Genomic DNA, 12,218 nt, shown 5'->3' with positions numbered 1-12,218 from the left:
TCAGAGTGCCATCGTTCAGTCAGGCCGCCGGGGCGCCGGTTTTCGACGACGCATTGGCAAACGCGTCGAGAATCGGCCGCAAAGCGGCGCGTTTCAGCTTCAGCGCTGCCTGGTTCACCACGAGGCGCGACGAAATCTGCATGATCTCCTCCACCTCGACCAGATTGTTCGCGCGCAGCGTATTGCCCGAGCTGACCAGGTCGACGATCGCGTCGGCGAGGCCGACCAGCGGCGCGAGTTCCATCGAACCGTACAGTTTGATCAGATCGACGTGCACGCCCTTGGCGGCAAAATGCTCACGCGCGGTTTCAACATACTTGGTCGCAACCCGCAGACGCGCGCCCTGGCGCACTGCGTTCGCATAATCGAAACCCGCCGCGACCGCGACCGACATCCGGCAACGCGCAATGTCCAGGTCGACCGGCTGATACAGACCGCTGCCGCCATGCTCGAGCAGCACGTCCTTGCCGGCCACACCGAAGTCGGCCGCGCCGTACTCGACATAGGTCGGCACGTCCGTCGCGCGCACGATGATCACGCGCAGGTTCGGGTCGGTGGTCGGCAGGATCAGCTTGCGCGAGCTCTCCGGATCTTCGGCGACTTCGATGCCGGCCGCCGCGAGCAGCGGCAGCGTTTCCTCGAAGATACGCCCTTTCGACAACGCGAGCGTGAGCGGCGCGCTCACCGCCGGCGACGACGACGTTTGCGGCATCGAACTCATGCCTGACTCCCGGAAACGCGGCGCACCTTCGCACCGATCGCGTTGAGCTTCGCTTCCATGCGGTCGTAGCCGCGATCGAGGTGATAGATGCGGTCGATCAGCGTTTCACCCTCGGCGCGCAGCGCGGCGATCACGAGACTCGCGGATGCGCGCAGATCGGTGGCCATCACCTTCGCGCCGGACAGTTTCTCGACGCCGGTGACGAGCGCGGTGTTGCCGTCGATCGTGATGCTCGCGCCGAGACGGTTCAGCTCCTGCACGTGCATGAAGCGGTTTTCGAAGATCGTCTCGACGACCTGCGAGGTACCATCCGCGATCGTGTTGAGCGCCATGAATTGCGCCTGCATGTCGGTCGGGAACGCCGGGTATTCGGAGGTGCGGAAGGTGACGGCGCTCGGGCGCTTGTCCATCCGCACGCGCATCCAGTCGTCGCCTTCCTCGACCGTCACGCCCGCTTCGCGCAGCTTTTCGGTGACGGCTTCGAGCAGCAGCGGACGCATCTTGCGAAGCGTGACGTCGCCGCCTGCCGCCGCGACCGCGCACAGGAAGGTGCCCGCTTCGATGCGGTCCGGAATCACCGTGTGCTTCGCACCGTGCAGCTTGTCGACGCCCTGGATCACGAGGCGATCCGTGCCGATGCCTTCGATCTTCGCGCCCATCGCGACGAGCAGGTGCGCGAGGTCGACCACTTCGGGTTCGCGCGCGGCGTTCTCGATGATCGTTTCGCCTTCCGCGAGCACCGCCGCCATCAGCAGGTTCTCGGTACCGGTCACGGTGATCATGTCGGTGACGATGCGCGCGCCCTTCAGACGCTTCGCGCGCGCTTCGATGAAGCCGTGCTCGATCGTGATCTCGGCGCCCATCGCCTGCAGACCCTTGATGTGCTGGTCGACCGGACGCGCGCCGATCGCGCAGCCGCCGGGCAGCGACACGCGCGCATGACCGAAGCGCGCGACGAGCGGACCGAGCACGAGGATCGACGCGCGCATCGTCTTCACCATCTCGTACGGCGCGACGAGGTTGTCGACCTTCGACGCGTCGAGCGCGACGCGCCCTTCGCCTGCCTCGATACGCACGCCCATCTGGCCGAGCAGCTTGAGCATCGTGCGCACGTCCTGCAGATCGGGCACGTTCTCCAGATGCACCGGATCGGCGGTCAACAGACCCGCGCACAGGATCGGCAATGCCGCGTTCTTCGCACCCGAGACGACAACTTCACCGGAGAGCGGGTAGCCACCTTCAATGATGATTTTATCCATGCCTGTCGGTTCCTGATCGGCCCGGTTCGCGCCCGGACCTGCTTTGTCTGTGTTCGGCGCGCCGCTAGCTGCGTCGCGCCCTTCGTGAGTAACTCGCACTAAATTTCCAGATTACGCGTTCTGCCATTCGGCGGGCGTCAGCGTCTTCATGCTGAGCGCGTGGATTTCTTCGCGCATGCGCTCGCCGAGCGCCGCATACACGAGTTGGTGACGCTGGATCAGGCGCTTGCCTTCGAAGCTCGGCGAGACGATCGTCGCAAAGAAATGCTGACCGTCGCCTTCGACTTCGAGATGCTCGCACGCGAGTCCAGCTGCAATGTACTGTTTGACCTGTTCGGGAGTCGGCAACATGAGAGAAGCTCCTCGTCAGTGGCGCAGCTTGTAGCCGGTGGCGAGCATGCGCATCGCCACGACAGCCAGCACCACAAAGAAACCGGCGACGATCGCGAGGCTCACCAGCGGGTCGATATCCGACACGCCGAAAAAGCCATAGCGAAAGCCGTCGATCATGTAGAAAAACGGATTGAGCCGCGATACTTCGCGCCACCCGGGCGGCAGCGTATGCGTCGAGTAGAACACGCCCGACAGGAACGTGAGCGGCATAATCAGAAAGTTCTGGAACGCGGCGAGCTGGTCGAACTTCTCGGCCCAGATGCCGGCAATCAGACCCAGCGTGCCGAGGATCGCCGCGCCGAACATCGCGAACACGATGATGTAGAGCGGCGAGGTGAAAGCGAGCGGCACGAACCAGATCGTCACGATGAACACGCCGAAGCCGACGCACAGCCCGCGCGCCACGGCCGCGAGCACGTAGGCCGCGAACATCTCATAGTGCGACAGCGGCGGCAGCAGCACGAACACGAGGTTGCCGGTGATCTTCGATTGAATCAGCGACGAAGAACTATTCGCGAACGCGTTCTGCAGCACGCTCATCATCACGAGACCTGGAATCAGGAAGCTCGTGTATTCGACGCCCGGATAGACCTCGACGTGGCCGCGCAGCGCGTGGCCGAAGATGGTCAGATAAAGGAGCGCGGTGATGACCGGCGCGAGAACGGTCTGGAACGATACCTTCCAGAAACGCAGCAGTTCTTTGTAAAACAGCGTGCTAAATCCACTGTAGCCGCTCATGCGAGCCCCTCGATCACTTCTGGACCGTTCATCACCTGAACGAATACGTCTTCGAGGTCGGCTTTGCGGACCTCGATTTCTTCGAATGTACAACCGGCCGCGCGGCATTGCGCGAGGATACGCTCGACGTCGTCGTAGCTCGTCAGGCGCAGCAGGTGCTGGCGGCCATTGCCGTTGCCCGCGCCGCTTTCCGCCTCGAGTGGACGCAGATCGGCGGGCAGCACGCCGTGCGCGAAGCGCACGAACAGCTGCATGCCGGCGAAGCGCTGCAGCAGCGTGCTGGTGCGATCGAGCGCAACGACCTCACCACGGCGCAGCATCGCGATGCGGTCGCACAGCGATTCGGCTTCTTCCAGGTAGTGCGTGGTCAGCACGATCGTGTGGCCTTCACGATTCAGGCGCGAGATGAACTTCCACAGCGTCTGGCGCAGCTCGACGTCGACGCCCGCGGTCGGCTCGTCGAGCACGATCACCGGCGGACGGTGCACGAGCGCCTGCGCGACCAGCACGCGGCGCTTCATGCCGCCCGACAGCGCGCGCATGTTCGCATCGGCTTTTTCGGTGAGATCGAGATTGGCCATGATCTCGTCGATCCATGCGTCGTTGTTGCGCAGACCGTAGTAGCCCGACTGGATGCGCAAGGTTTCGCGCACCGTGAAGAACGGATCGAACACGAGTTCCTGCGGCACCACGCCGAGCGCGCGGCGCGCATTGCGGAAATCGTCGACGACGTCGTGACCGCGCACCGCGATGCTGCCTTCGTCGGCGCGGGCGAGACCCGCGAGTATGCTGATGAGCGTCGTCTTGCCCGCGCCGTTCGGACCGAGCAGTCCGAAGAACTCGCCTTCTTCGACCGTGAGGCTGACGCCCTTGAGCGCCTGCAAGTCCTTGTAGCGCTTCTTGACGTTACGAATTTCTATGGCTGACATGACTATGGGCCGCGCGCGTCGCGGCGCCTGAAGTAGCCCCGATGGAGCTTGGGGACGTGCAAATGCTGGAAGAAACGGAACCGGGGCCGATTAGGGGGCCAGTTCAACGCCCCAAAAAAACGTTTGATTATAGGGCAAAAACTGACACCCCCGGCCTGGCCGGAAGGGGGGAGACGACGCTAGAGGAGCGTCAATGTCGCGCTGACGCAACCATGCTGGAGGCGACAGGAGAGAGAAGCGTATCGACGCCGTAGGCCTGCGCGAGACTGGCGAGACCAGCCGGCAGATTGACGATTTCGAACTTGCCGCCACGCGCCGCCGCGGCCCGCACCCACGCGAGCAGGACGGCGAGCGCCGACGAATCGAATTGCTTGAGCGGCGCGCAATCGACGCCGCGCGCGCCCGCCGCAATGCGTTGCAGACCCGCCGCGAGCGCGGCCTTCGCGCTCTCGTGGGTCAGCGTCGCGCCGCTGTCGAAGCGGTTCGCGACCTGGTTCAGCACGTCGCTCACGACTGCTTGCCCGCGGCGAGTTGCTGATTGCGCTGCGTGAGGAACTGGATCAGTCCGTCCACGCCCTTCTGCTGGATCTGCTCGTTGAACTGCTGCTGATATGCCTGGATCAGCCACGCGCCGAGCACGTTGAGGTCATACACGCGCCAGCCTTGCGCCGTCTTGTACAGACGGTAGTCGAGTTCGATCGGTTGGCCATTGTTCATCACGACCGAGCGCACCACGGTGTCGGTGTCGTCCGGGTTCATGCGGAACGGCTTGAACTGGATCTGCTGGTCGCGCACCTGCGCGAGCGCGCCCGAGTACGTGCGGATCAGCAGCATCTTGAACTGCTCGACCACCTGGTTTTGCTGCTCGGGCGTCGCGGTGCGCCAGTTGCGGCCCATCGCGAGCTGGGTGGTGCGGCGGAAGTCCGTGTACGGCAGGATCTTTTCGTTGACGAGCGCCGTGATGTGGGTGATGTCGCCCTGCTGGATCGACTTGTCGCCGCGAATCGCGTCCATCACCTGCTGGGTGACGGTTTTGATCAGCACCTCGGGGGAGTTGGTGTCGACGGTTTGCGCCGATGCGCCCGCGCTGATGAATGAAAACAACACGGCAAACAACGGAATCAGGAAGAATTTTTTCATATCGAGCTTTGCCTCAAAAATAGTGCAACAGTTTGAACGGACCTTATCACGCGAGTTCGACGGCAATCCATGCGCAAACTGCGAGAGTCGTATCGATCTGTTACGGCTGCACGTTCAATGCAATCTGAACGACGGGAAGTTGAAGCGCGTGGGCGGCACCAGCTGACCGGCCGGAATCTGCGTTTCAGGGCCGCCTTTCAGGTCTAGCGGTGGGGTTTCGGTGCCCGACGCAGCCTCCGGCGCCGACGCGCCCTGCGGTGCCGATGCGCCCTGCGGTGTTGCCACGGCCGCGCCGGATGCGGGAGCCGCCTTTGCCGGAGCACCCTGCGTGCCCGCGGCAGCGCCCGCCGCACCGGTTGCAGCGCCGGCCGGCGCACCTGCCGCCCCCGCGGCCGCGCCCGTCTCGCCTTCGTCGTACTTCGGCAGCGGCGCTTCCTCTTCATAGCTCGGCAGGTCCTGCGGACGCCGGCGGTTATCCGAGAGCAGATACTGGCGGCGCTGCAGATACGCATTGCGCACGAACGAGTATTTGTCGAGCGCCGCGCCTTCCAGCAGGTTGCTCGCGCCGAGCAGGTTCGCGCGCGTATTGACGATGTTCAAGCCCCACAAGGCCCAGCTCAGGCCCGGCGGATCGATGTAGCTGATCGGGTTCACGTAGTAGTTGCCGAGCGAGCCGAATGCGTCGCGCACCGTGCTCGGCCCGAACAGCGGCAGCACGAGGTAAGGGCCCGCCGGCACGCCGTAGTGGCCAAGCGTCAGACCGAGGTCGTTGTCGTGCTTGGGCAGCTTCGCGAGCGTCGCGACGTCGAACAGGCCGCCGACGCCGAACAACGTGTTGATCACGATCCGCATGATGTCCGACACGCCGTCCGCGATGCGCAACTGCAGCAGATTGTTCGCCGCGATATAGATGTCGCCGATGTTCGAGAAGAAGTTCGTCACGCTGTCGCGCACCGGCTGCGGCGTGACAAACACATAGCCCTGCGCGACCGGCTTGATCGCGTACTGGTCGACCTTGTCGTTGATGGTGAAGATCGTGCGGTTCAGCCCTTCGAACGGGTCGCCCTTGGTCGGCGTCTGCACGGTCGTGCAACCGGCGAGTAGCGCAGCCGCCATGGCGACCTTGCCGAACTGTAGGACGCGCGCGCCGCTGCGCGGGGTCTGCAGTTTCGTCTGCATCGTTGTTCTCCTTATTGGCCTGACTGGCCGGCAGCGCCGGAGGCCGGCGCTCCCGGCGCCGGTGTGGGGGCGGATGCAGCGGGCTTCGCTGCGCCGGAATCCGCGGCCTTGCTATACAGGAACTGGCCGATCAGGTTTTCCAGCACGATCGCCGATTGCGTCATCGTGATGGTATCGCCCGCCTTCAGCATTTCCGAGTCGCCGCCCGGCTCGAGCCCGATGTACTGCTCGCCGAGCAGACCCGAGGTCAGGATCTTCGCCGAAGTGTCTCTCGGAAACTCGAATTGCTTGTCGATATCGATCGTGACGAGCGCCTGGTAGGTGTTGCTATCGAAGCCGATCGACGCAACCCGGCCGACCGTCACGCCAGCGCTCTTTACCGGCGCGCGCGGCTTCAGCCCGCCGATGTTGTCGAACTTGAGCTTGACCGGGTAGGTTGCCTGGAACGACAACGAGCTCATATTGCCGGCCTTCAGCGCAAGAAACAGCAACGCCACGAAACCCAGCACCACGAACAGGCCGACCCAGAAGTCGAGAACATTCTTTTTCATCGTCATCCCAAAGTGAATCCACCGCGCCGCCGCCACTTCCCGCCGTGCGCGGCACATCGTGCGCCGCCGGAAGCCGGCACGCTGCGCGGCCTTAGCTGAACATCAGTGCGGTCAACAGGAAGTCGAGCCCGAGCACCGCGAGCGACGCGTACACGACCGTGCGGGTCGTCGCGCGCGACACGCCTTCCGGCGTCGGCTTCGCCTCGTAGCCCTGAAACAGCGCGACGAAGGTCACCGCGAGACCGAACACCACGCTCTTGACGACCCCGGCGCCGACATCGCGCCACACGTCGACGCCACTTTGCATCTGCGACCAGAACGCGCCGGCATCGACGCCGATCAGCAGCACGCCGACCACGTAACCGCCCAGCACACCGACCGCACTGAAGATCGCCGCGAGGATCGGCATCGAGATGATGCCCGCCCACAGGCGCGGCGCGATCACGACTTTGACCGGATCGACGGCCATCATTTCCATCGCGGTTAGCTGCTCGCCCGCCTTCATCAGGCCAATTTCGGCGGTCAGCGACGTGCCCGCGCGCCCGGCGAACAGCAGCGCGGTCACGACCGGCCCGAGCTCGCGCACCAGCGACAGCGCGACCAGCAGCCCGAGCGCCTGCTCGGATCCATAACGGTTCAGCGTGTAATAGCCCTGCAGCCCGAGCACGAAGCCGACGAACAGCCCGGACACCGCAATGATCACGAGCGAATAATTACCGACGAAGTGGATCTGCTTCGTGACAAGACGCGGGCGGCGCAGCAGCGGGAAAATTTCGAGCACGAGGCGCAGGAAGAAGCGCGTCGCGTAGCCGGCGGTGCCGAGCCCGGTGATGACCGAGCGACCGATCGTACTGATCATGACTGGCCTCCGCCGATGCCGAAATCCGCCGCGAGCGGCGTCTGCGCCGGATAGTGGAATCGGAACGGGCCGTCCGGCGCGCCGTCGATGAACTGGCGCACGGTCGGGTCGGTCGACGCGCGCAGCTCGTCCGGCGTGCCTTCGGCGAGCACGCCGCCGTTGGACAGGAAATACACGTAATCGGCGATCGCGAACGATTCCGGCACGTCGTGCGTGACGAGAATCGACGTCGCGCCAAGCGCCTGGTTCAGCGTGCGGATCAGGTTCGCGGTGATGCCGAGCGAGATCGGGTCGAGGCCGGCGAACGGCTCGTCGTACATCATCAGTTCGGGGTCGAGTGCGATCGCGCGCGCGAGCGCCACGCGCCGCGCCATGCCGCCCGAAATCTCCGACGGCAGCAAATCGCGAGCGCCGCGCAGGCCGACCGCGTTGAGCTTCATCAGCACGAGGTCGCGCAGCAGGTCTTCGGGGAGATCGGTGTGTTCGCGCAGCGAGAAGGCGACGTTTTCGAACACCGACATGTCGGTGAACAGCGCGCCGAACTGGAACAGCATGCCCATCTTGCGGCGCAGCGCGTAAAGGCCTTCGCGCGTCTGCCCGCCGATGTCCTGGCCATGGAACAGCACCTGGCCTCGTTGCGCGCGCACGAGGCCGCCGATCAGCCGCAGCACAGTGGTTTTGCCGCAACCCGAGCCGCCCATGACCGCGACGACCTGACCGCGACGAAAGCGCAGATTCAGATTCGACAGGACGAGCCGGTCGCCGTAACCGAAGTCGACGTCGCGCAGCTCGAGTATTGTCTCGGGGGAGGAAGGCACCAAACTGACAGTCCTTTTACACGGAAGGCCGAATTATAGGGCCATCATGCAAAAGCTGCCTTGAGGTGCCCCGTTCCTTGACTATGCCTGACGATTATTGCGTAAACGTGTGTTGCAGCGCCGAAACAGCGGCGGCCGGGTCGGCCGCTTCGGTGACCGCGCGCACCACCGCCGCGCAGCCGACGCCAGTCGCGAGCACCTCCGGCAGCACCTGCAGATCGATCCCGCCGATCGCGACGAGCGGCACCACGCCGTCGAGCAGCCGCACATAGCGCGCGAGGCGCCGCAAGCCCTGCGGCGCGGTCGGCATGACCTTGGTCGTGGTCGGGAATACGGCGCCCAATGCAATGTAGCTCGGACGAAAATGCAGCGCCTTCAGCATCTCGTAGAAGCCGTGCGTGGACAGGCCCAGGCGAATGCCCGCGTCGGCCAGCGCGGACAGATTCGCGGTATGCACGTCTTCCTGACCAAGGTGAACGCCGTACGCGCCCGCCTCGAGCGCGGCCTGCCAGTGGTCGTTGATGAACACCTGCGCGTCGTGCGCGCGGCCGGCGGCCACACAGCGGGCGATCTCGCGCTTCAGTTCGTCGGCGGGTTCGGCCGACTTGCGGCGCAACTGCACCGTCTTCACGCCGTAGCCGACTACCCGTTCGACCCAGTCCGCGGTCGGCAGCACCGGATACAGACCGAGCTTGTCCGGGCAGCGCGGGAACGCCCTGGCGGGTGCCGGCGGCAGGCCGGTCAGTCGCGGAAAGCGGCCGAGGTCGGACGGGAAAGCGTCGTCGGCGCGGGTCTCGTCGCCGTCGCGCCACGCGAGCGCGAGCACCAGTGCGTCGTGCGGATCGAAACCGCAGTCGAGGAACGCGGCCAGCGCGGGAATCCAGTCTTCCGCCAGATGACCTTCGAGGCCGTACTTCTCACCGCCCAGATGCAGCGTCGCGCGGTTTTCCGCGGCGACGATCACGCCCGCGCCCCGCGTCAGCCAGCGCGCGATCTGCTCGCCGTGCTGCTGCGCGTCGGCGATCACGATCAGGTCGCCACCGTTCGGTTCGTCCGGCGCGGTCAGGCAGATGCGCCACGGCGCGTGGGTCGGCGGCCAGTCGCCGAGCCGCGCGCGGATGCGCTCGGCGGCTTCGATGAGTTCGTCGGCCGTCGGCCAGAACAGATCGCGGTCTTTCAGCGTCAATGACTGCGTCATGCCGCACCTCCATCCTGATGCCAGAACGGCATGCCGACCACCGGCGTGCTCGCGTGCGCACTCTCGCGCTCGGCCATCGGGCCCGCGAGATACGCCTGCCGGCCCGCCTCGACGCCCAGCGCGAACGCGCGCGCCATGGCGTCGGGGTGCGTCGCCTGCGACACCGCCGTGTTCAGCAGCACGCCGTCGAAACCCCACTCCATCACCTGGGCCGCGTGCGACGGCACGCCGAGCCCGGCATCGACGATCAGCGGCACGTCCGGCAGCCGTTCGCGCAACACGCGCAGCCCGTACGGATTGATCACGCCCTTGCCGGTGCCGATCGGCGCGCCCCACGGCATCAGCGCCTCGCAGCCAGCGTCGAGCAGACGGCGGCCGATCACCAGATCCTCGGTGCAGTACGGCAGCACCTTGAAGCCATCCTTGACGAGCCGCGCGGCGGCTTCGATCAGGCCGACCGGGTCGGGCTGCAGCGTGTAGTCGTCGCCGATCAGTTCGAGCTTGATCCACTCGGTCTCGAAGATTTCGCGCGCCATATGCGCAGTGGTCACCGCTTCACCGACGGTCAGGCAGCCCGCCGTATTGGGCAGCAACGGCACGCCGTGGCGCTTGAGCAGATCGAAGAAGCCGGCTTCCGCGTTGCCCTCGTTCATCTGACGGCGCAGCGCGACGGTCACCATGCCGGGGCGCGCGGCGTCGATCGAATCGGACAGCGATTGCAGCGACGGGTAGCGCGACGTGCCGAGCAGCACGCGGCTTACGAAAGTTTGACCGTATAGCGTCAGCGCGTCGGCGCTCTGGTGAGAAGTCATTTGCATCATCCTGGTTTGCCGTCGCGGCTAGAACCGACCGCGTGACGGCAATGGGTTTTCGGCGACGGTTGTTGCGTTCGGTAAGCGGCAGGCTGGCGCGAGCGCGCTCAGCCGCCCGCGACCGGCTGCACGACGTCGAGCCGGTCGCCCGTTTGCAACGCGCGCGCCGCATGCTGCGCACGCGCGACGAAATCACCGTTGAGCGCGACCGCGAACGGCGGACGCGCTCCAAACGCGGTGAGCGCATCGGCGACGGTCGAGCCTTCGGGCAACGACAACGGCTTCTGATTGATATGAATGTCCATGGTGTTCGAATACGGTTCAATCGATGGCGCAAGCGGCATCGCGCGCGGCACGTTGGCCGCCACGCTCAGGCCGGCTCGCGCGCGAAATGCTGCTGGAACAGCTCGCTCCAGCGTGCCTCGCGCCGCCAGCCGGCAAATGCGTCGACGTCCCCTACGCGGCCGTCGAGCAGCGCGCTCGCGAAACGTACAGCTTCGTCGGCGACTTCCGGCGCGATCATAAAGCCGTGCCGATACAGGCCGTTCACGCGCAGCGTGCGCGCGCCGTCCCACAGCAGCGCGGGACGGTGATCGGGCAAGGTCGGCCGGCACTGCGAATTCAGCTCGAGGATGCGCGCCTCGCCGAAGCCCGGATGTACCGAGAACGCCGCACTCAGCAATTCGAGCGCCGAACGCACGCTGACGGGCGACATGTCCTCGCCCTCCACCTCGGTCGCGCCGATCACGTAGAGGCCGTTCTGCTTCGGCGCGATATACAGCGGGTAGCGCGGATGCAGCAGCCGCACCGGGCGAGTCAGCTGCAGGTGAGGTGCATGCACGCGCGCAACTTCACCGCGGATGCCGCGCAGCGTCGGCAGCACGGGCTTCGCGCCGAGCCCGCGGCAATCGATCGTGATGCCGGCGTCAGGCAGCGACGCGTCGCCGATCGGCGTGTTCCAGTGCGTGTCGACGCCGCGCTCGGCAAGCCCCGCGGCGAGCGCGGACAGCACCTGGCGATTGTCGAGTTGCCCCTCGCGCGGCAGCAGCCAGCCCTGATTGAAGCGGCCGGCCAACGCGGGTTCGGCGGCGCCGAGCTGCGCGCCCGAAAGCGCGACGAAGCCGCCATCGAGCAACTCGGCCGGCGCGTTCGCGCGCACGCGGCGCTCGAACAGCGGCGCCTCCGTGCGATCCGCGTGATGCCAGACGACGAGCGTGCCGTTGCGCTGAAAAAACACCGGTTCCGGCAGTTCGGAAAGCAAGCGCGGCCAGTTTTCGAGCGAACTCGCACCGAGCCGCGTGATCAGCAGCTCGGCGCTCGCGGCTTCTGCCAGCGGCGCGAGCATCGCCGCGGCGACCCACGCGGCAGCCTGCGACCCGGCGGCATTGCCGCGCTCATAGAGCGCTATGCGATGGCCGTCGCCCGCGAGGCGCCACGCGACCAGCCGGCCGCACAAACCACCGCCGAGCACCGCGAAATCAGGTCGAGCGGAACGGTTCATCGCGCGCTCTCCGTTTGATTGCGGCGGGCAAAACCAAAGCGGCACGGCACGCCGGAAGCGGCGTGACCAAGAGAAAGATGCATGTCTGAAGAATAGGCGGTCATCGAGTCCTTTCCGTAC

15 protein-coding genes are annotated in these 12,218 nt (G+C 65.6%); all 15 read right to left on the bottom strand.

Features of this window, described 5'->3' with window-relative positions; genetic code table 11:
- Positions 1-19: 19 nt before the first annotated feature.
- Positions 20-721: an ATP phosphoribosyltransferase gene (gene hisG, locus QFZ94_RS32100; protein ID WP_176124279.1), complete on the bottom strand. Its 702-nt coding sequence runs from the start codon at positions 719-721 to the stop codon at positions 20-22.
- Positions 718-1,980, bottom strand: coding sequence for a UDP-N-acetylglucosamine 1-carboxyvinyltransferase (gene murA, locus QFZ94_RS32095; RefSeq protein WP_429461756.1), 1,263 nt, complete (start codon positions 1,978-1,980; stop codon positions 718-720). The genes hisG and murA overlap by 4 nt, the downstream gene beginning before the upstream one ends.
- A gap of 111 nt (positions 1,981-2,091) precedes the next feature.
- A complete protein-coding gene (locus QFZ94_RS32090; RefSeq protein WP_013090701.1) occupies positions 2,092-2,331 on the bottom strand; it encodes a BolA family protein in 240 nt (79 codons plus the stop codon).
- 15 nt (positions 2,332-2,346) lie between these two features.
- Entirely contained in the window at positions 2,347-3,111 is a 765-nt protein-coding gene (locus tag QFZ94_RS32085) for an ABC transporter permease (protein ID WP_368584350.1), read from the bottom strand.
- Complete coding sequence (locus QFZ94_RS32080) at positions 3,108-4,040, bottom strand: ABC transporter ATP-binding protein (RefSeq protein ID WP_013090703.1); 933 nt, start codon at positions 4,038-4,040, stop codon at positions 3,108-3,110. The genes QFZ94_RS32085 and QFZ94_RS32080 overlap by 4 nt, the downstream gene beginning before the upstream one ends.
- A 190-nt stretch (positions 4,041-4,230) precedes the next feature.
- A complete protein-coding gene (locus QFZ94_RS32075) occupies positions 4,231-4,551 on the bottom strand; it encodes an STAS domain-containing protein (protein ID WP_368584351.1) in 321 nt (106 codons plus the stop codon).
- Positions 4,548-5,180, bottom strand: a complete 633-nt coding sequence (locus QFZ94_RS32070) for an MlaC/ttg2D family ABC transporter substrate-binding protein (protein WP_368584352.1) — start codon at positions 5,178-5,180, stop codon at positions 4,548-4,550. Before QFZ94_RS32070 ends, QFZ94_RS32075 begins: the two co-directional genes overlap by 4 nt.
- 114 nt (positions 5,181-5,294) lie before the next feature.
- Positions 5,295-6,359: an MlaA family lipoprotein gene (locus QFZ94_RS32065; RefSeq protein WP_429461753.1), complete on the bottom strand. Its 1,065-nt coding sequence runs from the start codon at positions 6,357-6,359 to the stop codon at positions 5,295-5,297.
- A gap of 11 nt (positions 6,360-6,370) precedes the next feature.
- Entirely contained in the window at positions 6,371-6,910 is a 540-nt protein-coding gene (gene mlaD, locus QFZ94_RS32060) for an outer membrane lipid asymmetry maintenance protein MlaD (protein WP_368584354.1), read from the bottom strand.
- Between the two features lie 91 nt (positions 6,911-7,001).
- Entirely contained in the window at positions 7,002-7,769 is a 768-nt protein-coding gene (gene mlaE / locus QFZ94_RS32055) for a lipid asymmetry maintenance ABC transporter permease subunit MlaE (RefSeq protein ID WP_013090708.1), read from the bottom strand.
- Positions 7,766-8,587: an ABC transporter ATP-binding protein gene (locus tag QFZ94_RS32050; protein ID WP_368584355.1), complete on the bottom strand. Its 822-nt coding sequence runs from the start codon at positions 8,585-8,587 to the stop codon at positions 7,766-7,768. Before QFZ94_RS32050 ends, mlaE begins: the two co-directional genes overlap by 4 nt.
- A 94-nt stretch (positions 8,588-8,681) precedes the next feature.
- Positions 8,682-9,785 carry a thiamine phosphate synthase gene (gene thiE / locus QFZ94_RS32045; RefSeq protein ID WP_429461750.1) on the bottom strand — a complete coding sequence of 368 codons (1,104 nt, stop codon included), beginning with the start codon at positions 9,783-9,785 and terminating at the stop codon, positions 8,682-8,684.
- The gene (locus tag QFZ94_RS32040) at positions 9,782-10,597 is read right to left on the bottom strand and encodes a thiazole synthase (protein ID WP_429461748.1); all 816 of its coding nucleotides are present in this window, start codon (positions 10,595-10,597) and stop codon (positions 9,782-9,784) included. Before QFZ94_RS32040 ends, thiE begins: the two co-directional genes overlap by 4 nt.
- A 107-nt stretch (positions 10,598-10,704) precedes the next feature.
- Positions 10,705-10,902 (bottom strand): sulfur carrier protein ThiS, encoded by a 198-nt coding sequence (gene thiS / locus QFZ94_RS32035; RefSeq protein WP_368584358.1) that lies wholly within the window; start codon positions 10,900-10,902, stop codon positions 10,705-10,707.
- A 65-nt stretch (positions 10,903-10,967) separates the two neighbouring features.
- A complete protein-coding gene (locus QFZ94_RS32030; RefSeq protein ID WP_429461746.1) occupies positions 10,968-12,098 on the bottom strand; it encodes an FAD-dependent oxidoreductase in 1,131 nt (376 codons plus the stop codon).
- Positions 12,099-12,218: the final 120 nt, after the last annotated feature.

The organism is Paraburkholderia sp. JPY465 (assembly GCF_050436725.1).
In the GTDB taxonomy this organism is placed as follows: Bacteria; Pseudomonadota; Gammaproteobacteria; order Burkholderiales; family Burkholderiaceae; genus Paraburkholderia; species Paraburkholderia youngii.
Note: the sequence above shows the minus strand (reverse complement) of the source record. Positions and strands in the feature narration are given on the sequence as shown.